The organism is Arthrobacter sp. StoSoilB13 (assembly GCF_019977255.1).
In the GTDB taxonomy this organism is placed as follows: Bacteria; Actinomycetota; Actinomycetes; order Actinomycetales; family Micrococcaceae; genus Arthrobacter.
The window spans coordinates 1,275,441-1,299,856 of sequence record NZ_AP024647.1; the positions used below are offsets into that span (position 1 = coordinate 1,275,441).

21 protein-coding genes and 4 pseudogenes are annotated in these 24,416 nt (G+C 62.4%); 8 read left to right on the top strand and 17 right to left on the bottom strand.

Annotated features, from left to right (window positions below; all coding sequences use genetic code 11):
- The first annotated feature begins 49 nt into the window (after positions 1 to 49).
- Positions 50 to 1,120 (top strand): ADP-ribosylglycohydrolase family protein, encoded by a 1,071-nt coding sequence (locus tag LDP01_RS06020; RefSeq protein WP_224090913.1) that lies wholly within the window; start codon positions 50 to 52, stop codon positions 1,118 to 1,120.
- A gap of 24 nt (positions 1,121 to 1,144) precedes the next feature.
- Here the strand turns inward: LDP01_RS06020 and LDP01_RS06025 are convergent, their stop codons facing one another.
- Positions 1,145 to 2,161, bottom strand: a complete 1,017-nt coding sequence (locus tag LDP01_RS06025; protein ID WP_224090915.1) for a 3'-5' exonuclease — start codon at positions 2,159 to 2,161, stop codon at positions 1,145 to 1,147.
- Between the two features lie 130 nt (positions 2,162 to 2,291).
- Here LDP01_RS06025 and LDP01_RS06030 point away from each other — a divergent pair, with 130 nt between their 5' ends.
- Positions 2,292 to 3,056, top strand: a complete 765-nt coding sequence (locus LDP01_RS06030) for a DedA family protein (RefSeq protein ID WP_224090919.1) — start codon at positions 2,292 to 2,294, stop codon at positions 3,054 to 3,056.
- A 120-nt stretch (positions 3,057 to 3,176) separates the two neighbouring features.
- Here the strand turns inward: LDP01_RS06030 and rdgB are convergent.
- From rdgB to clpS, 6 genes and pseudogenes are all read right to left on the bottom strand, one after another.
- Positions 3,177 to 3,840: pseudogene (gene rdgB / locus LDP01_RS06035) on the bottom strand (RdgB/HAM1 family non-canonical purine NTP pyrophosphatase).
- Positions 3,837 to 4,595, bottom strand: a complete 759-nt coding sequence (gene rph / locus LDP01_RS06040) for a ribonuclease PH (protein WP_254186194.1) — start codon at positions 4,593 to 4,595, stop codon at positions 3,837 to 3,839. Before rph ends, rdgB begins: the two are co-directional and overlap by 4 nt.
- A gap of 78 nt (positions 4,596 to 4,673) precedes the next feature.
- Positions 4,674 to 5,471 (bottom strand): MBL fold metallo-hydrolase, encoded by a 798-nt coding sequence (locus LDP01_RS06045; protein ID WP_224090920.1) that lies wholly within the window; start codon positions 5,469 to 5,471, stop codon positions 4,674 to 4,676.
- Positions 5,468 to 6,430 (bottom strand): glutamate racemase, encoded by a 963-nt coding sequence (murI, locus tag LDP01_RS06050; RefSeq protein ID WP_527249065.1) that lies wholly within the window; start codon positions 6,428 to 6,430, stop codon positions 5,468 to 5,470. Before murI ends, LDP01_RS06045 begins: the two co-directional genes overlap by 4 nt.
- Positions 6,431 to 6,665: 235 nt before the next feature.
- Complete coding sequence (locus LDP01_RS06055) at positions 6,666 to 7,232, bottom strand: DUF2017 domain-containing protein (protein WP_224090922.1); 567 nt, start codon at positions 7,230 to 7,232, stop codon at positions 6,666 to 6,668.
- A complete protein-coding gene (clpS, locus tag LDP01_RS06060) occupies positions 7,225 to 7,587 on the bottom strand; it encodes an ATP-dependent Clp protease adapter ClpS (protein ID WP_224090924.1) in 363 nt (120 codons plus the stop codon). The genes LDP01_RS06055 and clpS overlap by 8 nt, the downstream gene beginning before the upstream one ends.
- 37 nt (positions 7,588 to 7,624) lie before the next feature.
- Between clpS and LDP01_RS06065 the strand changes: the two genes are divergently transcribed.
- Together LDP01_RS06065 and LDP01_RS06070 are read left to right on the top strand one after the other, a co-directional pair.
- Complete coding sequence (locus tag LDP01_RS06065) at positions 7,625 to 8,953, top strand: nicotinate phosphoribosyltransferase (protein WP_224090926.1); 1,329 nt, start codon at positions 7,625 to 7,627, stop codon at positions 8,951 to 8,953.
- On the top strand, positions 8,953 to 9,585 hold the full coding sequence (locus LDP01_RS06070) for an isochorismatase family protein (RefSeq protein WP_224090928.1): 633 nt from the start codon (positions 8,953 to 8,955) through the stop codon (positions 9,583 to 9,585). The genes LDP01_RS06065 and LDP01_RS06070 overlap by 1 nt, the downstream gene beginning before the upstream one ends.
- A gap of 30 nt (positions 9,586 to 9,615) precedes the next feature.
- On the opposite strand, the gene LDP01_RS06075 is transcribed toward LDP01_RS06070, so the two are convergent.
- From LDP01_RS06075 to LDP01_RS06110, 8 genes and pseudogenes are all read right to left on the bottom strand, one after another.
- Positions 9,616 to 11,391 carry a DEAD/DEAH box helicase gene (locus LDP01_RS06075; protein ID WP_224090930.1) on the bottom strand — a complete coding sequence of 592 codons (1,776 nt, stop codon included), beginning with the start codon at positions 11,389 to 11,391 and terminating at the stop codon, positions 9,616 to 9,618.
- Between the two features lie 112 nt (positions 11,392 to 11,503).
- Positions 11,504 to 11,840 (bottom strand): annotated as a pseudogene (locus tag LDP01_RS06080) (DUF3039 domain-containing protein).
- Between the two features lie 8 nt (positions 11,841 to 11,848).
- Positions 11,849 to 12,631: a glucosamine-6-phosphate deaminase gene (gene nagB / locus LDP01_RS06085; RefSeq protein ID WP_216923939.1), complete on the bottom strand. Its 783-nt coding sequence runs from the start codon at positions 12,629 to 12,631 to the stop codon at positions 11,849 to 11,851.
- Positions 12,632 to 12,717: 86 nt separating this feature from the next.
- A complete protein-coding gene (locus LDP01_RS06090) occupies positions 12,718 to 14,289 on the bottom strand; it encodes a transporter (RefSeq protein ID WP_224090932.1) in 1,572 nt (523 codons plus the stop codon).
- Positions 14,271 to 15,140 (bottom strand): ABC transporter ATP-binding protein, encoded by an 870-nt coding sequence (locus LDP01_RS06095; RefSeq protein ID WP_224090934.1) that lies wholly within the window; start codon positions 15,138 to 15,140, stop codon positions 14,271 to 14,273. The genes LDP01_RS06090 and LDP01_RS06095 overlap by 19 nt, the downstream gene beginning before the upstream one ends.
- A gap of 41 nt (positions 15,141 to 15,181) precedes the next feature.
- Positions 15,182 to 16,276: an NADH:flavin oxidoreductase/NADH oxidase gene (locus tag LDP01_RS06100; protein ID WP_224090936.1), complete on the bottom strand. Its 1,095-nt coding sequence runs from the start codon at positions 16,274 to 16,276 to the stop codon at positions 15,182 to 15,184.
- Positions 16,276 to 17,278, bottom strand: a pseudogene (locus LDP01_RS06105) (tetratricopeptide repeat protein). The gene LDP01_RS06100 and the pseudogene LDP01_RS06105 overlap by 1 nt, the downstream one beginning before the upstream one ends.
- 38 nt (positions 17,279 to 17,316) lie before the next feature.
- On the bottom strand, positions 17,317 to 19,083 hold the full coding sequence (locus LDP01_RS06110; RefSeq protein ID WP_224090940.1) for a DUF8094 domain-containing protein: 1,767 nt from the start codon (positions 19,081 to 19,083) through the stop codon (positions 17,317 to 17,319).
- Between the two features lie 239 nt (positions 19,084 to 19,322).
- Here LDP01_RS06110 and LDP01_RS06115 point away from each other — a divergent pair.
- A pseudogene (locus LDP01_RS06115) lies at positions 19,323 to 20,616 on the top strand (AI-2E family transporter).
- 71 nt (positions 20,617 to 20,687) lie between these two features.
- Here the strand turns inward: LDP01_RS06115 and LDP01_RS06120 are convergent.
- The gene (locus LDP01_RS06120; protein WP_224090941.1) at positions 20,688 to 21,485 is read right to left on the bottom strand and encodes an alpha/beta hydrolase; all 798 of its coding nucleotides are present in this window, start codon (positions 21,483 to 21,485) and stop codon (positions 20,688 to 20,690) included.
- Between the two features lie 33 nt (positions 21,486 to 21,518).
- On the bottom strand, positions 21,519 to 21,863 hold the full coding sequence (locus LDP01_RS06125; protein ID WP_224090942.1) for an Rv1322 family protein: 345 nt from the start codon (positions 21,861 to 21,863) through the stop codon (positions 21,519 to 21,521).
- Positions 21,864 to 21,912: 49 nt separating this feature from the next.
- Between LDP01_RS06125 and nucS the strand changes: the two genes are divergently transcribed.
- The 3 genes from nucS (at position 21,913) to LDP01_RS06140 (ending at position 24,371) form a co-directional block, all read left to right on the top strand.
- Complete coding sequence (gene nucS, locus LDP01_RS06130) at positions 21,913 to 22,608, top strand: endonuclease NucS (protein ID WP_216923947.1); 696 nt, start codon at positions 21,913 to 21,915, stop codon at positions 22,606 to 22,608.
- A gap of 32 nt (positions 22,609 to 22,640) precedes the next feature.
- On the top strand, positions 22,641 to 23,888 hold the full coding sequence (locus LDP01_RS06135) for an N-acetylglucosamine-6-phosphate deacetylase (protein WP_224090944.1): 1,248 nt from the start codon (positions 22,641 to 22,643) through the stop codon (positions 23,886 to 23,888).
- A 279-nt stretch (positions 23,889 to 24,167) separates the two neighbouring features.
- The gene (locus tag LDP01_RS06140; RefSeq protein ID WP_018776337.1) at positions 24,168 to 24,371 is read left to right on the top strand and encodes a cold-shock protein; all 204 of its coding nucleotides are present in this window, start codon (positions 24,168 to 24,170) and stop codon (positions 24,369 to 24,371) included.
- Positions 24,372 to 24,416 lie beyond the last annotated feature (45 nt).

Consider the following 24,416-nt stretch of genomic DNA (forward strand, 5'->3'; position numbering starts at 1 on the left):
ATCAACTGCTTACCCAATCGGATACAGCAGGGCGCGGTAAGTTGATGGCATGAGTTTTGAAGCGTCCTCCCCCGCCACCCCGTCGTTTGAATCCCGCGTCCACGGGACACTGCTGGGAGGGGCCCTGGGTGATTCCCTTGGCTACGCAGTGGAGTTCGACCGCCTTGATGCCATTCGTGCCCGTTACGGTTCCGCCGGGCTCACGTCGTTTGACCAGCTCGACGCCATGGGCGAGTTTTCGGACGACACGCAGATGACGCTATACACGGTGGACGGCCTGGTCGACGCCCTCGAATGGGCCAATGATGGGGTGGCGGCAGATGAGATCGCCTGCCTTTGGCTTGCCTACCTTCGCTGGCTGGCAACCCAGGACGTTGCCGTTTCCCCTTCTGCCCCGGTTCCGCAACCCCGGTGGATAGACGGCCAGGAAGTACTCCGGCGTCGTCGGGCCCCGGGAAACACCTGCCTCAGCGGTTTGGCTTCAGGAGAAATGGGCACCGTGGCCAGGCCGGTTAACCCCGATTCCAAGGGGTGTGGCACAGTCATGCGTTCTGCACCGTTTGGACTCGTGCCCCATATCTCCCGTGAAGCCGTGTACAAACTCAGTTCAGATGCTGCATCGTTGACGCACGGACACCCGTCAGCGCGGTTGAGCGCGGCTGCCTTCAGCTTGATGATCCAGAATATTGTGGCGGGCAGTGACGTCCGCACCGCAGCTATTGGCGCCTTGGACTACGTCAACGGCGTGCCCACCAAAGCGCCCGAACTGCCCGGGCGATTGGAAGCGGCATTGAGGCTATCCTCGGAGCCCGTTCCCCTCAGTCCTGAAAAGCTGGTCACAGCGCTGGGTGAGGGCTGGGTCGCCGAGGAGGCACTCGCCGTCGGGCTTTATGCGGTTCTCTCCACCCAAGGCAGCGAGCCCACTGAGCACTTCCGCCAAGCCATCGCGGTGGCCATCAACCACAGTGGCGACAGCGATTCCACCGGTTCCATCGCCGGAAACATTTTGGGCGCCTACTACGGCGAAGCCTGCCTTCCTGCCGAATGGCTCGGGGCGCTGGAAGGCACAGAGGTCATTCGTGGCATGGCGGACCGGCTGCTCGCCGTCACCACAGGCTGATTAGCTTCCCACCGGACGCGGGCGTTAGTTTCCGCCCACCATTTGCAGGAACTCGCCCTCCGAGACCACCTCGATCTGCTGGCCTTTCGCGTGAAGTTCCAAGACCCGCTTGGCCTTGCCCGTCAGCCGCCCGGCGCGCAGGTCCCCGGCCACGAATCCGTCGCCCACCACAAGCACAGTGGTGCGGGCGGTCACCCTGCTTTCGGGGCGTGCACCCATCTCCGCAGCCCGGGACTTGGCCTCGGGACGGGTCATGATGAGGTCGCCGGTGAAGACCACCGTCTGGCCGAACAGCGGATGTCCCGGTTCGGCTGCGGGATTCGGCAACGGATTAGGGCCTTCCTCGGGCCATGCGGACCATGCACGTCCGGGACCGTTCAGGGCGCCGTCCAGGGTTTGCTCCGCGGGACTATTTGCCTTCCTGCCCGCGAGCGCGGCAAGGGTGGGCTTGGAGAGGCCATTCATGGGATCGAAGGCAGGTTGCCTGGGCAACGTCAGGCCCAGCGAAAGATAGAGTTCCGCGATGCTGTTGGCGTTGTTACGGCGGGCGATGTCCACCAGGATTCCTGCGCAGGCGCGTGCGTCCTCGGCGGCATCGTGGTGGTTGACCAGGGGTACTCCGGCTTCCTCCGCTGCGTACGGCAGCGAGTTGGACACCAACGAGTAGCAGCGGCGGGACAGCATCACGGTGCAAACGTACTCGTAGGCCGGGCCTGCAAGTCCGGAGACCTCCAAGCCGGATCGGATAACGCCCAGATCAAAGGCTGCGTTGTGTGCCGCAAGGACGTCGTTGCCGATGAAGGCACCGATTTCAGGGAAGAGGTCCCCGAACCTGGGACGGCCGGCAACGTCTTCGGCACGGATGCCGTGGATGCGGGTGTTGTGAAACTCGAAGTGGTCATGGTTCTCCGGCGGGCGCATGAGCCAGGAGGCTTCCTCCACCACCACACCGCCGCGGACTTTGCTGAGGCCGACCGAACACGGCGACCCCCTGAAGCCGTTGGCTGTTTCAAAGTCGATCGCCGTAAAGTCCAATGCCACTGGACAAGGTTACAGGCCGAAAGGGTGCGTTCTTGCCGGTTTCCGCGGCGGGGCGGCGTTTCCGGGCCGCATTGTGGTGAGGGTTACGACGACGGCCGTCCAGTAGGCTTGATAGGTGATCTTTACTGCGATGAACGACTTAGCCGTATCCACTTTCGGGGGCGCGGGACCAGTGCGTCCACCCATGGCCTCGTTCCTGCCGGACTGGCTTAACCCCCAGGTCTTCCTGGCTGATCCAGCCTTGGCCCCGTGGGTAGTACTGCTGGTATGCGGCATTGTCTTCGCCGAAACCGGCCTGCTGGTGGGCTTCTTCCTGCCCGGCGATTCCATGCTGTTCACCGCTGGCCTCCTTGTAGCCACAGACACCATCAAGTTCAATATCTGGGCCTTGGCCGCCCTCATCATCGTTTCCGCGATCATTGGCAACCAGACCGGCTACCTCATTGGTTCAAAGGCCGGCCCTGCAATCTTCAACCGCCCCGACTCCAGGCTTTTCAAGAAGGAAAACGTCGAAAGCGCCCACGCTTTCTTTGAGAAGCACGGCGGCAAAGCCCTGATTCTGGCCCGGTTCGTCCCCATTATCCGTACGTTCGTACCGGTGATCGTCGGCGTGGCCCAGATGGACAAACGCAAGTTCTTCCTCTTCAACGTCATTGGCGCCGCCCTCTGGGGCGGCGGTGTGACCTTGCTTGGGTACCTTTTGGGCGACCGGGTTCCGTGGGTCAGCAGCAACCTGGACATCATCTTCATCGTCATTGTCCTGATCTCGGTTATTCCCATCATCATCGAGGTAAGCCGCGGCGTCGTCGCCAAGCGCAAAGCTGCCGCGGAAGGCAGCAACCCCGTGGAGGAATTCATCGAGGAGCACGAAGGCGGAAAGCACCGCGAGAAGTAGGCCCCACCGCACTTTTTTAGCCATACAGGAGAAGGCACCGACGCAAAAGCGGGGTGCCTTCTCCTGTATGGCTAAACCTGGACTTCCAAAAAAGCCGGTTTCCAGTGTTGGTTGGAATTGTTAGCTGGAATGAACACCCGAGAGCGCTGCAACGATCGCGGGGAGCAAAGCCCGGAAAGCCTGGCCTCGATGGCTGATGGCGTTCTTTTCCTCGGATGTCAGCTCCGCACAGCTGCGGTCCATCCCCGCGGGCTGGAGCACGGGGTCATACCCGAACCCACCCTCACCACGTGGCTCGCGCAGCAGGGTGCCTTCGAGCTGCCCGTACTCAACGGTTTCGTGCGTAATTCCATCTGCTCCGGGCACTGCCAGGGCGGGCCGCGCACACAAAAGCTGCCCCGCGGAAGGTGTCCGGCACATCGGAGAGCTGCGCGAGCAGCAAGCGCAGGTTCGCTGCGTCGTCCCCGTGCTTTCCCGACCACCGGGCGGAGAAGATGCCTGGCGCTCCGCCCAGGACATCAACGGCAAGCCCCGAGTCATCCGCGATGGCCACCAAACCCGTTGCCTCAGCCACAGCACGCGCCTTCAGGAGTGAGTTCTCAGCAAAGGTGACCCCGGTTTCCGCAACGTCCGGTGCACCAACGGCAGCTGCATCCACCACTTGGGTATCGACGTCGAGCCCTGGAACCTGGCCGCGAAGCAGCTCCCGGAGTTCCTTTAACTTGCCTTGGTTGTGCGTTGCCAGAACCAGCCGCGGAGCACCGGAGGCGGAGTCGCCGCTCACGGAGCTTCCGCCAGCGTCTCGCGCTGGATAGCCGCAAGCTGGCCCGTGCCGATCAGGGCGAGGTCCAACAGGGCGTTGAGTTCATCGCGGTCGAACGGAGCGCCCTCGGCCGTGCCCTGGACTTCTACGAACTTGCCGGATCCAGTGACCACCACGTTCATGTCCGTTTCGGCCCGGACATCCTCGACGTACGGCAGGTCCAGCATCGGCACGCCATCGATGATGCCCACGGAAACGGCAGCAATCGTGTCCACCAGCGGCTCGGCATTACGGGCGATGAGCTTGTTTTCGCGGGCAAACCGAATCGCTTCGGCAAGCGCCACGTAGGCGCCGGTGATGGCCGCGGTGCGGGTACCGCCGTCGGCTTGCAGCACATCGCAGTCAAGGACGATCGTGTTCTCGCCCAGGGCTTTGGTATCGATAATGGAGCGCAGCGAGCGGCCAATGAGGCGGGAGATCTCGTGCGTGCGTCCGCCGATCTTGCCCTTCACGGACTCGCGGTCGGATCGGGTGTTCGTTGCCCGGGGCAGCATGGCGTATTCGGCGGTAACCCAGCCGCGGCCCTCGCCCTTAAGCCAGCGTGGAACGCCTTCGGTCAGGGAAGCCGTGCACAGTACCCGGGTGTTTCCGAACTCGATGAGCGCCGAGCCCTCGGCCTGCTTGGACCAGCCGCGGGTAATGCTGATAGGACGCAGTTGATCGGGGGTCCGGCCGTCGGCGCGGATAACGGGTGTGGCTGTAGCTTCAGAAGTCATGCTTCAAGCTTAGCGACGATGGGACAACGCCCGACGCCGCCCAGCGGGCCAGGCGTACAGGGCACCATCCGGAGGGGCTTAGATCGTGTAGTGGACCCCGGCGACGGCAACAGCAACGTCCCCGGCAAACACCGGCTTGGCCTCGGACATTACCTTGGTCTGCGAAGTCCACACCGGAATGTGGGTCAGAAGCAGGCGCTTGGCGCCGGCGTTCATGGCGGCCTCCCCGGCACGCTTACCCGTTAGATGCACATCCTTGATGCCGTCATCGCGGCCTTCCTCGAACGCGGCCTCGCACAGGAACAAATCAGCGCCACTGGCCGCCTCTTCCAGCCCCTGGCACGAATCGGTGTCCCCCGAATATGTCAGTACGCGGGTTACGGGCGTTCCGTCCTTGCCTGGTTCCGTTGCCGTTACACGCAATGCATATGCCTCTTCCACGGGATGGTTGACGCCGTAGGGCGTCACCGTGAAAGGACCAAGGGTGACGGGCTTCTGTTCGGCCCAATTGGTAAAGTCGAACTCCTCATGCATGCCGGGATCCAGGTCCAGCCCATAGGCAGTTGCCATCCTGTCCGCAGTTGCTGCCGGCCCCCACACGGGAATCCGGTCCCGCCCCCAACCGCCGGGCTTCCACCGGACCGCTACGTGGAGGCCACACAAGTCCATGCAATGGTCCGGGTGCAGGTGCGTGAGGAATATGGCGTCGATGTCCTCAAGATCCGTGTAACGCTGGATGGCGCCCAACGCTCCGCTCCCAAGGTCCATGACGATCTTCCATTCCCGCTCACCGTCATGCGCAGTCACCAGATAGCACGACGCCGGCGAGCCGGGACCCGGAAATGAACCAGTACAGCCCACGATGGTCAGTTTCACAGGCCACGTCCCAAGGTTGCGCTGGAACCGGGGCTGGGTCCCCTTTCCGGTTGCACGAAGTAGGAGCGACGCGACAGTCCCGCGCCGCTCCTGGCCGCTTCCAGCATTTCCGGCGTGATGCGCGCCAGGCTTCCGGTGGGGTATTGCGCGGCCACGTGGTCGACGTGCTTGACGGACAAGACCTCGGGGCCGAGGAAACGGCGGGCCAATGTTTCAAATTGGACAGCATCCCCCGTTGCAATGAACTCATGGCTGGGGGCACTTGCATCGGTTCGCTGGATACCGTGGGTGGTCAAAGCCCGGTAGACGTCCTTTGCAGTTTCCTCCGCACTGGACACCAGGGTCACGTCCTCGCCCATGACGAAAGAGATCACCCCGGTCAAGAGGGGGTAGTGCGTGCATCCAAGCACCACGGTGTCCACACCAGCGCGTTTCAGCGGCTCCAGATACTCATTCGCCGCTGCCAGAAGGTCCGCTCCCGTGGTGACGCCGGCTTCAACGAAGCTCACGAAAGCCGGACAAGCCACAGAGGTAATGGCAAGATCCGGGGCTGCCGCGAACGTGTCCTCATAGGCGCGCGAGCCTACCGTGGCGGAGGTCCCAATAACGCCGATCCTGCCGGAACGGGTGGCCGCGACCGCTCTACGCACAGCGGGCTGGATGACCTCAATAACCGGGATCCCATATCGCGCGGTATAGCGTTCACGCGCATCCCGGAGAACTGCGGCCGAAGCAGAGTTGCAGGCAATGGTCAGCAGCTTCACACCCGAATCCACGAGCTCGTCCATCACACCCAGTGCGTTGGCCCGGACCTCGGCGATGGGCAGGGGCCCATAGGGTCCATTGGCGGTGTCCCCCACGTACAGGATCGATTCGTTGGGGAGTTGATCGATGATGGAGCGGGCTACCGTCAACCCACCCACGCCGGAATCAAAGACACCAATCGGACGGGACCCCATGAGCTCATTGGGGACCACCAGGTCAGCGGGCGAGGCAGCAACCGCGACCCCTGTGGCGTCTAATGATCCGGCGCCTGTTGAATCGTCGCCCTTTGAACTGTCGCCCGTTGAACTGCCAGATGCTGAAGTCATGATTATTCGAGAATAAGGCTTCCCCTGTGTTGCGGCCATTACCTGTGGCCTCCGCCTCGTGTCTGGTGTGTCACATAGGCGGGCCCGGTGATGACCTCCCGGATCAGGATTTTGCCTGCCTGGCCGACATCATCGATTGCACCAGAGACTCCTGGAGCCAGGTGGTGAAGTTGTAGACCAACGCCAGGTAACTCTCCACGTCCTCCGCCTGGCTCCAGTCCTGCATGCTGTGGATATGCTCGGCGTCCGCCTCATCGCGGATGTCCAGGCGTTCGGCCAAAACCAGGCGAACATCATTCAAGGCCATGGACCAGCGCGTTGCGTCCTCCAGGGTCAGGACAAGATCATCCTTGTCCAGGCCCATCGCTGTGGCCTTCAACGCGCCAATCTTGTTTTCCCGCACGGAGCGTTCGGTCAATTGGCGGAACTCAAGCGAGCCGCCGTCGTCGTCCTTCATGACATTCGGCAAAAGCCGCAGCAAGGCGCGATCGCTCGGTTGCTTCACGTCCATGTCCAAGCCGATCAAGGCGGCCAGCGGGTCCTCGTTCTCCCGGGCATCGGACTCCAGCATCGAGATGACGTCGTCCAGCAGCCCGCGTAGTAGATCCCGTTCGGCAGGCTCAAGGTAGCCGGTGATTCCCTTGAGTCCGTATTTGAATGCCTTAGCCACGCTGGCGGCCGCCCTTCCCGGGTGCTTCGTTTCCGCTTGCCGCTTTCTCCACGGTGGCCCACAGTCCAAAGCCGTGCATGGCTACTGCGTGCTGCTCAACCTGTTCCTTGCCGCCATGCGCCACGATGGAGCGGCCCTTCCTGTGGACTTCCATCATGAGCTTGTGTGCTTTGGACTCGGAGTAGCCGAAGTAACTCTGGAACACATAGCTGACGTAACTCATGAGGTTGACGGGATCATTCCAGATCACCAAATTCCAAGGGATGTCCGGGGCAGTCAGGACATCGGTGGACGTCTGCTCTACGGCTTCCGTCCGCTCATCAATGTCCGTGCCAAATGCAACGCTAGGGGTCATCTGTCCATTCTATGGCGGCTCGCACTAGAGTGAATTCGTGAGTAGAGCCACGTCTTGGGACCATCCCGCCACTTCCTTGTACACCGACCACTACGAGTTGACGATGCTCCAGGCCGCCCTGCACTCGGGGGCTGCCCATCGCCGCTCAGTGTTTGAAGCGTTCGCCCGGCGCCTGCCCGACGGCCGCCGCTACGGCGTGGTAGGGGGAACCGGCCGCCTCCTGGAAGGAATTGCCGACTTCAGCTTCGGTGAAGCCGAGCTCGCATTCCTTGAGCGGAACAAGGTGGTCAACCAGGAGACACTGGACTACCTGGCCAACTACAAATTCACTGGAGACATCTGGGGCTACGCGGAAGGCGACGCCTACTTCCCCAACTCCCCCATCCTCATCGTTGAGTCCACGTTCGCCGAAGCCTGCATCCTGGAGACCTACATCCTCTCCGTCCTGAACCACGACAGCGCCATCGCCTCTGCCGCATCAAGGATGACGTCAGCGGCCGGCAGCCGGCCATGCATCGAAATGGGTTCCCGGCGCACCCAGGAAGAATCCGCGACGGCGGCTGCCCGCGCGGCAGTAATCGCCGGCTTCGCCAGCACCTCCAACCTTGAGGCCGGACGACGCTACGGCATCAAAACCGTTGGCACGGCGGCGCACTCCTTCACGCTCCTCCACGACACCGAACGCGAGGCCTTCGAAGCACAGATCGCCGCATTCGGCCCGGGAACCTCGCTGCTGGTAGACACGTACGACGTCGAAACGGCGGTGCGCACCGCCGTCGAACTGGCCGGGGACAAACTGGGCGCCGTCCGCTTGGACTCCGGCGACCTGATTGCCCAGGCGCAGTGGGTCCGGCAACTGCTGGATGACCTTGGAAACGTGAACACCCGGATAGTAGTTACCTCGGACCTGGACGAATTCGCCATAGCCGCCCTCCAGTCCGCCCCCGTGGACTCCTACGGGGTTGGCACGTCCTTGGTCACGGGCTCCGGCGCTCCCACCGCCAGCATGGTGTACAAACTGGTGAGCAGGACAAACGACGCCGGCGAGTTCATCTCTGTTGCGAAAGCGGCCAAGAACAAGGCCAGCGTAGGTGGACGCAAGTACGCCCTGCGCAAACTCAACGAACACGGAAGGGCCACGCAGGAGATCGTTGGAATAGGTCGCCGGCCGGAAGACGACGGAAACGACCGTTCATTGTTGCACCAGTTCATCAAGAATGGTGAACTCCTGCCCGGCTGGACTGGCCCCGAAGGCGTGATCCGCGCCAAAGAACGGCACGCCGCCAGCATGGCCGAATTGCCCGCCGTAGTGAACCGCCTTCAGCGCGGCGAGGCCGCCATCCCCACCATCTACGAGGAGAACTGATGTCCAGGGCCCTGATCATCGTCGATGTCCAGAACGACTTCTGCGAAGGCGGTAGCCTCGCCGTCGAAGGAGGCGCCGCAGTTGCCGGCGCCATCACCGAGTACGTGGATGCGAACCAGCAGCATTTTGACCACATCGTGGCCACCCAGGATTGGCACATCGAACCGGGCAGCCATTTCTCCGATGAGCCGGACATGGTGGATTCCTGGCCGCCGCACTGCCGGGCCCGGACCAAAGGAGCTGAACTCCACGAGGACCTGGACCCGGAATACATCCAGGCTTACTTCCGTAAAGGACAGTACACAGCGGCCTACTCCGGCTTTGAAGGCGTCCTTGCCCCGGAAGACGACGTCCCTTCCGGGGATCTCAAGGCCGGGTCCGTCGTCTCCGAGGTCCTGGATGAAGATGCCATCGGCCTCGATGACTGGCTGCAAAGCCACGACGTCGAAGAGGTGGTGGTCGTAGGCATCGCCACGGACTACTGCGTCAAGGCAACGGCCCTTGACGCCGTACAGGCCGGATATGCCACTACGGTCATTGCGGACCTGACAGCGGGAATCGCAGGGGACCTCACCGAAACCTTCGACGAAATGGAAGCCGCCGGCGTCGAGGTTGAACGCAGCCAGGTTTAACGCATCCGGGTTTAACGCCGCTAGGTCCGGCTACTTTCGCCCGATGAACCAATCCTGCAACTTACGCAACCGCGCCTGAAGTTGTTCCTCGTTCGCCTGGGCTACAGCAGGTCCACCGCATAGTTCGCGCAGTTTCGTGTGCACCACTCCGTGCGGTGTACCTGTCCGGGCGGACCACGCGGCTACGTTCTTGGCCAGTTCGTTGCGCAAGTCCATGAGCATGCGGTGGTCGGGTACGGCCGGAGAAGCTGCAGCAGCCAAAGGCGACTGGCGCTTTTTGCGCGATTGCTGTTCGTGCTGCCGCTGACGCAGCAACGTCCCTACCTGCTCGGCGTCGAGAAGCCCCGGAATGCCGAGGAAGTCCAACTCCTCATCGGAGCCGATGTCCGCTCCCGTACCGAATTCACCGCCGTCGAAAAGGACGCGGTCAAAGGAAGCCTGCGAGTCGAGGGCTTCGAACTTGCCCTTGGTGAGCTCGTCCGAGGCCTTGTCCTCGCGGTTGGCCTCGGCCATGAGGTTCTCTTCAGGGCTGAAGAGTCCGTCCTCATCCTTTTCCGGGCGGTCAAGGGCGTGATCGCGCTCGGCCTCCATGGTGTTGGCCAGCACCATCAGGGGTGGCACCGAGGGCAGGAAGACCGACGCCGTCTCGCCCCTTTTGCGGGCACGCACAAAACGGCCTACGGCCTGGGCAAAAAACAGCGGCGTCGAGGTGGACGTGGCGTAGACGCCCACCGAGAGGCGGGGAACGTCCACGCCTTCGGACACCATTCGGACGGCGACCATCCACCGCTTGTCTCCCGCGGAGAATTCCTCGATCTTGCTGGAAGCCTTGGAGTCGTCAGAGAGAATTACCGTGGGCGACTGCCCGGTGATCTTCTTAAGCTGCCCTGCGTAGGCACGGGCGTCGTCGTGGTCCGTGGCGATAACCAGCCCACCGGCGTCCGGGACCGTCCGGCGAACTTCGCCAAGGCGTTTATCCGCGGCGGCAAGGACAGCCGGAATCCATTCGCCGGTCGGGTTCAACGCCGTCCGCCAGGCCTGTGACGTGATGTCCTTGGTGACAGCCGCTTCCCCAAGGGAGGCGGCCATTTCGTCACCCGCACTGGTCCGCCAGCGCATCTGGCCCGAGTAGGCCATGAAAAGCACGGGACGCACCACGTGGTCCCGGAGGGCATTGCCGTAGCCATACGTGTAATCGGCTTTGGAGCGGCGAATGCCGTCGCGGTCCTCGGCGTATTCCACGAACGGGATGGGTGAGGTATCGGAACGGAACGGCGTACCGGTCAGTGAAAGGCGCCTTGCCGCTGGATCAAAGGCCTCGCGCAAGCCGTCTCCCCAGGACAGGGCCTCTCCACCGTGGTGGATTTCGTCCAGGATGACCAGCGTCCGGGCGGCTTCTGTCTTGGCACGGTGCAGCATCGGCTTACTCGCCACCTGGGCATACGTCACAGCGACGCCAACGAATCCACGGCCATGCTGGCCATCGGAATTCTTGAAGTTGGGGTCAATGGCAACCCCCACCCGGGCAGCGGCGTCAGCCCACTGCCGCTTCAGGTGATCCGTGGGAGCCACGATGGTGATCCTGTTAACTACGCCGCTATCCAGCAGCGTTGTGGCAATGCGCAAGGCGAAGGTAGTTTTACCGGCGCCAGGCGTAGCCACGGCCAGGAAATCCTTTGGATGCCTGGCCATGTAGAGATCCAGGGCTTCCTGCTGCCACGCACGCAGCTTGGGCGCTGTACCCCATGCGGCGCGCTCCGGGTACGCCGGAGGCAGGGATGGACCACCAAATAATGTTTCTGTCATGCGGACTCCCCCGGCCTGATGGCAGCGAAAATTAGCCCCGGTTCTCCGGGCACGCGGCAACGGACCGCATTGCGGTCACTACGGGAAGGGGCCTGTGTTCTCTCCCTACCCACTACTTGGAGTTGCCTGGGCCGCTGTCTCCACCGTCATTGCCGGGACGGAGGCCCCTCATAGATCTCCTTGCACTCCGGGCAGACCGGGAACTTCTGGGGATCGCGCCCCGGCGTCCAGACTTTGCCGCAGAGGGCAATGACGGGCTCGCCGGTCATTGCCGACTCCATGATCTTTTCCTTGCGCACATAGTGCGCGAACCGCTCGCGGTCGCCGGGCTCCACTTCCTGGCGCGTTTCCTCGCGCTCAATGGTGGATGTGGACGTTCCGGCTCCGGAAAGCTCGCGCATGGGGTCGTTTTCGAATGGATCCGGAGGAAGCGTAGTCATGGCATCCATCTTACCGTCTACAGACCCTGCCACTCCGGCTTGTTGTCATAGGTGTGGCGGTAGTAATCGGCCAGCTTCAGCGACGACGCCGCGGCCTCGTCCACCAATATTGTGGCGTGGGGATGCATCTGAAGGACGGATGCAGCGCAAATTGCGGCTACCGGACCTTCGACGAAATCCCGCACTGCCTGGGCTTTTTGCGCACCCGTAGCCACCAGGATGACGTGGCGGGCATCCATGATGGTGCCCAACCCCTGGGTGACCACATGGTGCGGGACGTCGTCGATGCTGTTGAAAAAGCGTGCGTTGTCCTTGCGGGTCTGCTCGATCAGCGTTTTGATCCGGGTGCGGGACGCCAGTGATGAACCTGGCTCATTGAATCCGATGTGGCCGTCCGTGCCGACGCCCAGGATCTGGAGGTCCACGCCGCCGGCATCCTTAATGGCATCCTCGTATGCCTGGCAGGCTGCTTCCAGGTCCTCGGCGGCACCATCGGGGCCATGCACATTCTCAGGCTTGATGTTTACCCGGTTGGTGAACTCGCGCCGGATCACCTCGCGGTACGACTCAGGATGACCTGCTTCAAGTCCAACGTACTCATCAAGCGCGAATCCATGTGCCTCACTGAAGTCCACGCTCCCGGCTTCGTAGCGCCGGGCCAATTCGTCGTAGATCGGCAGCGGAGAGGAGCCCGTGGCCAAACCCAGGACCGCGTTCGGCTTGCGGCGCACAAGGGCTTCGATGGCATCTGCCGCCAGTGCGCCAATCTGTTTGGTGCCAGGGAGAATGACAACTTCCATCGTCACTGCCTTTCTTGTGTAGGAATTGCGCGGTATTGACTCGAGGTTATCCCATGTCCCATGAGCTGGCCATGGTTGTTACGGCGTCAGCGGTTCACACTGACCTGGGCGAACATCTCCGGGCCCCGTGCATCCAACCATTTACCGCCCAGGCGCACTCCGACAATGAACAGGCCAATGCCCAAAAGTGGACCCACCCCAAGGTTAATCCAGCCGGGGACGACGCTGCCGGTAAACAGTTGGGCCCCCACCAGTGCAAGCTGCGGCAGGAGCAAAAGAACCAGGACACCCATGCCTATCATCTGCACGGCCAGCGTCTGGGCAACGTTGCCAGGTGGCTTCTTGAACGGGCTGTCACCGGGCAAGGGCACAGCAATGTTGTATCGCGCTGAGATCACCGAGGATAAACCCAAGCCGGTGAACAACGTGCCCAGCGACAGTCCCACCACGTTCGGAGCCCACGCCCAGGAACCGGCGAAGAAGAACGGACCTATGGAAAAGAGAAGCACAAGAGGCAGGGCAATGGTCAAGCACGCAATGGCACGGCCCAGGCGGTCATCCACACCCCTGACACCTGCTGCCAGGTGAAGGGCAAAAGCGGTGTTGTCATAGGAAACATCAGCGCAGATGGACCACGCCATGACAAACGCCGTCAGCGGCCCAAGGAGCATGAGCATCCCGTAATCACCGCTTTGGCTCCCGCTGAAGAAGAAAATCACCGGAAACAGTGGAACGACCACCAGCGAGCCCGCGTATCGAGGGTCTTTCATCCAATAAATCAAGGCGCGGGCAGCAACCGCGCCAGCCGGTGTACCTGGCAGTACATCGAACAGCCCACGCTTGCCGCCCTTCTTGGCAGAACCTCCGGCGTACGGCGGGGTCACCAAAGCGTGTTGCAGCAGCAGGTGCCAGCACAGCAGCAATCCGGATAGGGTTGCAGCAGCAATGAGGAGTTTCAGTCCGGCGGAAGCAACGTCGCCAGCCTCGAGGTCACCGCCCAGGGACCAGGCCGCGCCAAGAGGGGTCCAAGAGACTGTACGGGCAAGCCCAGGGAGATAATCCGCCGTGCCGCGAACTCCGTCGACGATACCCACGATGATGGGACCCATCAGCATGAGCGGGATGAAAAAGACGATGCTGCTGACGTCCTTGAAACGGCGGGACGATGCCAGGCCGGCAGTCGCAGTCGTCACCACTTTGGACAACACCACGCAGGTCAAGGCTCCCAAAATCGCGCCCAGCAACGCACCCGCCACGGATGGAAAACTCCGCCACCACGTGCCAACAGTGGCCAGCGCGACAAGGGCTGTGGCAAGGCCCGGAATCCCGATGAAACCCGCCAAAGCAAGGCCGGTGAGAAGCTGGCGGGGTGGGATCGCAGATGTGGTGAACCGCGCGGGATCCAGCGTCATGTCGGCTGCGGATGCTAGAAGGGGAACCACTGCCCAGCCCAGCATTGCCGCAGCACCGCCCAAGACCACCACGGTCCGGGCGATTTCAGGGTCCGCCCAACGCAGGGCAATCAACGCTCCAATCAACAGGACCACGATTCCCAGCGCATACAACAGCCCGATGCCCATTCCGATGAGCTGCGCGGGGCTGCGCTTGAAGCCGTTCAGGAGCAACCGCCATTTAAGGCTTAGAAGGTGCGCAACCACTCCAGTCCCTCCGTCCGGTGCCCGCCGCCTACCAACTGCACAAAACGTTCCTCCAGCGTGGAACCGTTCCGGACTTCATCCACGGACCCCGCCGCGAGTACACGTCCTGATGCCACAACCGCCACATGGCTGCACATGCGCTGCACGAGGTCCATGACGTGGCTGGAGACGATGACCGTACCTCCGGAAGATACGTAGCTCTCAAGGATGCCCCTGATGTTTGCCGCCGATACCGGATCCACCGATTCAAAGGGCTCGTCCAATACGAGCAGCCGCGGAGCATGGATCAGCGCCGAAGCCAACGCGATCTTCTTGGTCATACCTGCCGAGTAATCAACCACCAAGGATCCGGCATCGGCTTCAAGGTCCAAGGCCGCCAACAGTTCGGTCACCCGGGGACGAACCACGTCCCGGTCCATGCCACGGAGCAGGCCCGCGTATGTGACCAGCTGTTCCCCGGTCAGCCGGTCAAACAAACGGACACCATCGGGCAACACACCCATGAGCTTCTTGGCCTCCAGCGGCCGGGCCCAAACGTCCACACCATGGACCAACGCCGTGCCAAAGTCCGGCCGCAGCAGCCCAGTGGCCATAGACAATGTGGTGGTCTTGCCGGCACCGTTCGGACCCACCATTCCATAGAAGGAACCCACGGGAACCTCCAGGCTCAGGCCATCGACAGCGATCTTTCCACCGAACCGCTTGGCCAGGCCGCGGATGGACAGAGCCGATACCGGCAGGTCCCTGTCCGGGTCTGCTGACAGTCCGGCTTCTTCAACCGCGGAATCCTGGGGTGCAGGCCGGCGAAGCCGGGATGGCTGGGAGAGTGGTTCATGGCGCGGTTCCGTCATGGCTCCAGCCTAGCCCCGGCTTACAGTGGTGTCGGGACGTGCTAGAAGCCGTGGCGGGGTATGGCTCTGCGGTACTGCGGAACCCAGGAAATTTCGTGTCCGAGCTCATAAGCGGCCCTGAGCCACCAGTGCGGATCGCGCAACGCTGCCCGCGCCATGAAGACCGCATCGGCACGCCCGTTTGCCACGATATCCTCGGCCTGGGTGGCACTTGTGAGCAGGCCCACTGCGCCGGTGGGTATACCGGCGTCGCGTTTTACCTGTTCGGCGAATCCAGCCTGGTAACCGGGAGCGGGCCGGATTTGTTGATGGGCGACCGCCCCGCCACTGGAGACATCCACGAGGTCGACACCGCGTTCGGACGCGGCCTTGGCAAGGCGGACGGAGGCATCGACATCCACTCCCCCTTCCGCCCAATCAGTTGCGGAAATCCGCAACAACAATGGCATGGAATCCGGAATGACCTCTCGCACGGCGTCTACGACCGCGAGCATCAACCGGTTCCGCCCATTCTCAGTGCCACCCCACTTGTCAATACGGGTGTTGATAAGGGGGCTTTGGAACTGGTGAAGCAGATACCCGTGTGCGCCATGGATTTCCACGGTGTCAAAACCTACGGCCACAGCCCGGGCGGCCGCAGCTGCAAAGTCGGCAATAACTCCATGGATGTCTTCTTCGCTCATGGCTTCCGGCGCCGCATAACCGTCGTAGGGCTGTTGGGTAGGACCAAAAGTGACCCAGCCGCCGTCGGAAGCTGGAACGGAACCGGTCCGGTCTGAAAACGGCCAGTACGTCGACGCCTTACGCCCGGCGTGCGCGAGCTGGGCGCCGATCTTGCAGTCGACGGCGCCGTGCTGGTGAACGAAGTGGACAATCCGCTCCCAGCCGGCAGCCTGCTCATCGGAGTAGAGTCCAGCGTCCCTGGGGCTGATCCGGCCTGAGGCATTCACCGCAGCAGCTTCACTCAGGATCAACGCAGCACCACCGGCCGCAAAGGATCCCAGGTGCATCAAGTGCCAGTCGTTGGGTTCACCCGTTTCCGGGGTGCAACTGTACTGGCACATGGGTGAAACCCACCCACGATGCGCAATGTGGAGCGAACGCAGCTGCAGGGGCGTAAACAGCGCCGAGGGCACTAGAACAGAACCCTCGCAAGTCCTTGACGGGCTTTGGCCACCCGCTCATCCGACGTGCCCACTACTTCGAAAAGTTCAAGCAGGCGTAGACGGGCGGTCTCGCGCTCGGGACCGAAATTCCGGCCGATGAATGCAATGATGCGGTTGAATCCATCCTCGATGTGCCCGCCGGAGATGTCGAGGTCGGCCACGCCCAGCTGGGCCTGCACATTGTCGGGCTCCTGTGCTGCCAGTTCCCGGAGGTTTTCAGCTTCGGCAGCTGAGATCTTCTCAAGCCGGGCCATCAGCTCCACCTGCGCCAAGCCTGCCTTGGCGTCTGCGTCGGCGGGCATTTCCAACAGTGCTTGCTTATAGGCAGCCGCCGCTCCGGCGTAGTCTCCGGCCTCGATTGCATCGATGGCTGCTTGATGGAGGGGAGGCAGCGGTGCTGGTTCCGCTTCGCCCTCCGGCGCAGCATCACCGATGCTTCCGGTCACGCCGTTGGCGGCTGCAACCTTGAGCAGTTCATCAACGAGGCTGCGGATCTGCTCGTCATCGGCAGGACCCTGGAACAACGGCACGGGCTGCCCTTTGACGACGGCAACAGCCGTGGGCACTGCCTGGACCTGGAAGGCCCTGTGCGAGTTGAGGGAACGCATCAACGTCAGCGGCAGCAAGAACCAAGCGTCCGCCATAGCTTTCGACGACGCGCTGGGCTGCGTCGAGGACAGCCGGAGATTCGGCGGCATAGCGCGACCAGAGAAGGAAGAGGACAGGTATCTGGGCGGACAACTGCACCAGATCCTGGAAATTGGTTTCGGTAGCGTCCACGCGAAGGGGTGCACGTCCCGATTCGGCTCCGCTGGGTGCCCCCGATTCCGGGCTGGCGGAATCGGTTGGCGCGCCTGCAGGCGGCGACTGGGGCGGGGCGGCGGGCCGGCGCAACGACGAGAGGTCGACGGCGCCGCGCAGGTTCAGCTGGCTGGCAGCGGCTGGAGTGGGTCGGTATCCGGGCGAACTCATACCGTCCACTCTAGCCGCTGCCTTGCCATGGGCATGTCCTACTTGAAGCTGGCTCCCACGAGTCCGCGGGTAGCGGCTACGAGCTTCATGGGATCAGCAGAACCTGCCGGCGGAATGTAAACGGCCACCGATTCGGCGAAGTTCAGGACCATACCTGTGGTGGTTTCCTTGCCGCCGGCGAAAACAGCGGAGTCGTCCTCGAGAATCAGTTTGTCCCCTGCCGCCTTCGGTGTTCCTTCAAAAGCGAAGTCCAGGCGCCCGACCACCAGGGCGCCGCCATCTGCCGTGCGCAGCACCACGGTCTGGTTGTTCACCGGTGTATGGGAGAACTTGAAGTTGGCACTGGTTCCGTTCTTCACGGTGTCCGCCTGGTAGGCAAGGGCACCGGCGATGTACGGCGAGGACTGACCATCAGCGAGCTTGCTCCTGTTGGGTGAGTCAGGAGTTGTCAGCATCTCGCCAAGGATTCCCAAGGCTTCGTTGCCGCTGTAAGCCAGTCCGGTCTTGTCATCAGCTGCTGCAGGAGCGGTTCCGTCACGGGGAACGGGGAACGACGGGAAGTTGGTGCCCGGCTGCAACGGAGCGCTGCCCCAGAGCTTGTAGTTTTCCCGCGGTGAGAGCTGGACCAACGTCAGGACCTGGGGCACGACGTTGCCCTCACCCTGGGTCAGGGCAAAGACCGTACGCGGCCAGTCGCGCTTGGTACTGATGACGCTGCTCTGGAGCTTGGTGGCACGAACCGGCATCCGGGGCTCGTAAGCAGACACCGTGGAGCGAATCTTGTAGTTCTGGGTGCGGACTTGGAGTTCCATCTTGTCCACGCGCGGCGCGAGCTTGGCCGCATCCTTGGCGGCATCCGCTGCGTCCACAGTGCTGGCAACCTGCTCCAGGATGCGCTGCAGCTGGGATTCGAGCATTACAGGTGCCGCGTCCCCTTCCGTCGAAGCGGAAGAAGAGTTGGTGGGCTTGGGCGTGGACGTTGCCTGGGCAGCGATCGCCGAACTTCCCACAAGCGCGGTTGCGAGTGCAGCGGCAACGGCAGTAACGCGCAGGCTTGAGCCTTCTGCTCCAGCGCCCCGGCGACCGTCAGCCTTGCCGGGCGGCGCCTGGACGGGCAGGGTGGTGGTTTCCCCGCCACCACGCGGTCCACCGAAGTCATCACCCTTGCGGTGCTCATCGCCCTTGCGGCGGTTGCTGATGGCCTTGGAAACGAACGGGAGGGCTACTCCGGCAAGCATGATGATAATGCCAAGCACGATGAGCGGCACGGCCCAAGGCGTGGTTGCGTTGTTGGGGAAAGTCATCGAGATTGACGACGGCGCAGGCTTGGTTCCGTCGCTGGCTACCAGGAGGGACCACTCGCCTCCAGCAGGAGGATTCCAGGTGTAGTCCAGTTCTCCGCTGGCGTCTTCTGTGTTAACCCACAGATCCGAACCTACAGGAGAGGGAGCAGTTGCTTCCCCGTCAGTGGAGGCAACCTCAAGGGACTTCTGGTCCTGGGAGACTCCCGTCAGAGTGTTGTGGGCAGTTTTGCCCACCCAGGCTTCGACGTCGTCCGGGCGGCCCGTGGCAACGATGAAGTTGCCTTCACCCTGGATCTTGATCTTCACCGGCCCGTCATGGAGGGCGATCAACTTTTGGTCGATCACGGTCAGCGGGGCAGCTTTTGTGTCACTGGGAACCGAGGCCGTCACGGTCTCGGCGGGGGCCCAGAAGGTTAGCTGGCCAATGCCGGCCAGCATCGTCAGCAGGCCCAGCAGCACCAGCAAGGCTGCAGTCTTCAAACGCACAGGATCACCTATCATCAGCGGTCGTTGAACTTCAAGGGTAACCGTTTTGTTATCAAAGAGTCAGATCGGCCCATCCCGCCGGGGACGCCTGGTTCCCTGCAACGGCGCCGCCAAGGCCGGATTCCGGGCTCCTGATAGTGTGGCGATGATCATGATATCCAGGCGACCAGCGCCTGAATCGCAGCGTCACCACCGCATTTAGCTAATAACCTAGACAAAAAGTGCAAACAACGTAGAAAAGGCAGCAGAACCGCGTGAAAGACCACTTGGAGCCCCGTCCCATCGATGAGTCAGGGTCAACTGTGGTGGATGCCCCCGCGGATGGGACCTCCGCTACTGTTCCGGTCCGCACCGGACGCCTGGCCGCGATAGCCCGCAAGCTGAGGCAACCCATCCCTGGAGCCCGCACCCGGGTCAGGTTCGAGATGCCTCCCGAGGACGAGGCCGTTGTTGCAGCGGAAGGCATCAAGGCCGACGAAGAAAATGACTTCGGCGCTCCCGGTCCCCGAATGTCCTCCCAGCACCCGTTATATGTGGGCTTCATGGGCACCGCGGGGGTCGGCGTGGCCCTGCTGGTCTTTTACATCGCGAGCAATACCACCCAGCTGATCCTATGGATCGTTGCCGCGCTCTTCATCGCCCTCGGGCTGGATCCGGTAGTCCGATGGCTTGAGACCCGAAAGGTGCCGCGCCCTGGCGGCATCCTGATATCTGTCTCCGTCCTGGTCCTTGCGGTTGCCGGGTTCTTCGCAACGTTGATTCCCACCATCGTGGAACAGGTTTCCGAGATCGTCCGGCAAGCGCCCGAGTGGATACGGGGCTTCCTCGACTCTGATTTCTTCCGGACCGTGGACAGCCAGTTCGGCATTCGCGACCGCATCACTACCGAATTGGATAAGTTCGTTAAGGATCCCGAAGCCATGGGTGGCATCTTCGGCGGCGTGGTGGGCTTCGGTTCCACTGTGGCCAACGGATTGTTCGGCACGCTGATTGTCCTGGTGCTTAGCCTGTACTTCCTGGCTGCCCTGCCATCCATGAAGAAATGGGCCTACCGCCTGGCGCCGAGGTCGCGCCGCCCCCGTGTCGAGGCACTTTCGGAAGCGATTACCGATTCAGTGGGCAACTACGTGATTGGCCAGGCCCTGCGTTGCCCTGCTGAACGCATTCTTTGCCTTCATCGTCATGAGCATCCTCGGCATTCCCTTCAGCGTCCTGCTTGCCTTCGTGGTGGCGCTGTTGGCCTTCATCCCGCTGGTTGGCGGCATGATCGCCGCAGTTGTGGTTATCCTCGTGGCGCTGACAGCCGGATGGCAAACGGCCGTTATCTATGCGATCGCCTACTTTGCCTACCTGCAGTTCGAGGCCTACTTCATCTCGCCGCGCATCATGCAGCGGGCAGTGGCCGTTCCGGGTGCCGTCGCCGTGATCTCAGTCATCGCCGGCGGAAGCCTGCTGGGTGTCCTGGGTGCGTTGATTGCCATTCCGACAGCGGCGGCCATCATGCTGCTGATCAAGGAAGTCTTCATCATGCGCCAGGACAGGCACTGATTTTCCCCGTCCAGTCGTCCCGCGCTGGCCTAATCATCCCGCGTTGGCCTGCTCATCCCGCGTTGGCCTGCTCATCCCGCGTTGGCGACCGGGCCCGCCCACTCACGTGGCAGACCGTTCACGCCGGCACCTGCCGGAGTGACGTCGTCGACGATTTCGTCCAGGACGCGCGCTGCGTACTTCTCCCCCACCCACAGGTGCTTGGCACCGTCGACGCCCACCACCCGCGCCTGCGGTATCAGGCTGAAGCGCTGGGCTGCCTCCGCGGGTCGAAGGTAATCGTCGTGTTCCGGAACCAACACGGTCAGCGGCTTTCCGGAGGCTGCCCACTCCTTGAGGTGGACGTCCGTTGCCCGGTGGAGTGGCGGAGACAGGAGGACCGCGCCCTCGATCTGTGACGCCACAGGTTCCACTGCGCCGTACATCAGTGCCAGTTCCGTCCCGAACGACCAACCCACCAACCACCGGTTCGGCAGGCCACGCTCAACGGCGAACCGGACGGCGGCTTCGACGTCGTAACGCTCACCGATGCCCTCTTCAAACTGCCCCTGGCTGGTACCGCGCGGCGAGTGTGTGCCACGGGTATTGAACCTCAGGACCGCCACCCCTGCCAGCGCAGGAAGCCGGTAGGAAGCCTTGCGGTAGACATGCGAGTCCATGAAGCCGCCATGGGTCGGCAGCGGATGAAGGGTGATCAACGTTGCGGTGATCTCCCCCGACTCCGGCACGGCGAGCTCCCCCAGCAGGAGTTTTCCGTCGTCGGTGGTGAATTCCACATTCTCCCGACGCGCGGGAAGGACGGTGGAGGCCCGGATCGCCGAGGGAGCATCCTGCGCAGTGAAAACGAACGAGGCGGGGTCGAAAGTCATGCTCCCAAGCCTAAGGGAATCGGCGGGACCTGGTCAGCGGTACCGGTAGGTTCGTGACGTCCAGCAGTTGGTGTGCCAATGCCTGCGCTCGGCCAACCCGGCGGCTTCGCCAAAAAGGTGGTTGTCAGACCACACCACCAAATGGGCGATACCGGGGAGGATGGCTGTCGAGCAGCCCGGGCAGATGTACTGCTTCTCCGCCTTCCGCGCCGTCATGGTGCGGACCATCCAGTCGCCATCGGGGGCGCTTTCCCTGCGCGCAATCCCCGCCCTTGCCCGTTCCAGGTCCAGTTCCGGGGCCTCGTCTGCCCACTTGCCGGCAGGTTTGTTCGAACGTGTGCTGGCGGCGTTGCGACGAGGGCGGTTGGAACGGGGCATGATTCCATTCTGCCCCAGCGACCGGCCGCCACCGGGTAAGGTAAGGCGGGTGCGACTCGTCATAGCCCGTTGTTCTGTTGATTATGTTGGCCGTCTCAAGGCCCACCTCCCACTCGCCACCAGGCTCCTGCTGGTCAAGGCCGACGGCTCGGTGCTGGTGCACTCCGACGGCGGCTCGTACAAGCCGTTGAACTGGATGAGCCCACCGGCCACGCTGCGCGTAACATCCCCCGAGGAAACCGAAGTGGAAGAGGGCGTCGTTGAGCAGTGGACCGTGCAGTCGGCCAAGACCGATGACCGGCTCATCATCAACATCTATGAGCAACTGCATGACACCTCACATGATCTGGGTGTCGATCCTGGACTGATCAAGGACGGCGTGGAAGCTGACCTGCAACGCCTCCTGGCAGAACAGATCGAAACGCTCGGAACCGGTTACTCACTCATCCGGCGGGAATACTTCACTGCGATCGGACCCGTAGACATCCTTGCCCGGGACGCAACCGGCGCAACGGTGGCGATTGAACTGAAGCGGCGCGGCGACATCGACGGCGTCGAGCAGCTTACCCGATACCTGGAGCTGTTGAACCGGGATCCACTGCTGGCGCCCGTCCGTGGGATTTTTGCAGCCCAGCAGATCAAGCCCCAGGCCAAAGTCCTGGCCAACGACCGCGGAATCGACTGCATAACGCTGGACTATGACGCCATGCGCGGTGTGGACGACAGCGAATCCCGCCTCTTCTAGCGAGTGTGCCGCAGACCACTAGAATCAGAGTCATGACTGCCGCAGACCATTTCGTCCATTCTTCCGCGCCCAGCCACCAAATCCTCACGGGAACGCTCGTAAGTGACGGTGTGGTGGTGGAAGACGGCCTTCTGGCCATCGACGGCGACCGCATCGCCTACGCAGGGCCGGCGGACGGCTTTGACGCGGACGCGTTTGAAGGATTCGGGCACGCCATACGCATTGGTGCGCCCAGCGGCCACTTCATCTTCCCTGGCTTGGTGGACGTCCACTGCCATGGCGGAAATGGTGGTGACTTTCCAGGCGGAGAGGAGGCCTCGGCCCGTAAAGCAGTAGAGTTCCTGCACCGTTCCGGCACCACAACTTTCCTCGCAAGCATGGTTACGGCGCCCCGGGAGGACCTCCTTCGCGGGATCGAACTCTACGTGAAGCTCGTCGACGAAGGTCTGGTGGCCGGCATCCATTTGGAGGGTCCTTTCCTCTCCCATGCACGATGCGGCGCCCAGAACCCGGATTACCTGCTGGAGCCGGACCTGGACCTCATGAACGAACTCGTGGGCGCTGCCGCCGGCAAACTTGCCACTATGACGTATGCCCCGGAATTGCCCGGGGCCGCTGCCCTGGTGGACTTAATGACCTTCCACGGCGTGACGCCCTCGTTGGGACACACGGATTGTGACGACGCCACTGCCGCTGCATCGTTGGCTGCGGCCCGCGAGGGACTGGAATCGGCAGGGTTCGACGGCGTCAGCTCGCTACCGACAGTGACGCACCTTTTCAACGGGATGCCACCCATGCATCACCGCGCGCCAGGCCCTGTTGCTGCCTGCTTGCGGGCCGCCCAGGCGGGAAAGGCTGTGGTGGAACTTATCGCCGACGACACCCACCTGGACCCCAGTACCGTGGCCACCGTTTTTCAGTTGGTGGGTGCCGCCAACATTCTCCTGGTGACTGATTCGATGGCCGCTGCTGGGCTTTCGGACGGAAACTACATGCTTGGACCATCGCCGGTGACCGTCAGCAATGGCGTGGCAACCCTGGATGCCACCGGCTCCATCGCAGGGGGCACGGCCACGCTCCTGGAAGTGGTCCGCAAGACGGTGGCCGCCGGCGTCGCCCTTCCGGACGCCATCTGCTCAGCGACTGCAGTGCCTGCAGCCATTCTTGGACTCTCTGACGAGGTGGGTGGATTGCGACGCGGCCTTCGCGCTGACGTTGTTACAACCGATCAGGAACTCGGCCTTACTGCGGTCATGCGTAACGGACAGTGGTTGGCTTAGGACAATCAGATCGCGGCGAATTGCGGTTGTCCGCGTTACCTTCTTTTTACCGAAAATTTTCCCGAATTGCCTTAAAGACCGTTGACCTCCGGCACGCCACATGAAAGTGTTGTAGCAGTCTTTGTGTAGGTGGTTTTCATGCTCGCAAGACGAGTTGCGAGCGTGAAGCTCCTGCGAAACCGGACAGGCCAAGCCTGGACGGAATCCGGATCTTCTCGCGGAGTAACAAGGGCCGGTACGAGGTGTATCGGACTGCTGTTCCATAATGAGGAGAAATACATGGCACTGGGAACCGTCAAGTGGTTCAACGCTGAAAAGGGCTTCGGCTTCATCACCCCGGATGACTCGGATGGGGATGTTTTCGTTCACTACTCCGAGATCCAGACCGGTGGCTTCAAGACCCTCGATGAGAACCAGCGCGTTCAGTTCGAGATCGGTCAGGGCGCCAAGGGTCCCCAGGCAACCGGCGTTACGGTCGTCTAGTCTTAGCTGTTGGTTTTGTTTGTTGGAGTTTCAACAAACATGTTG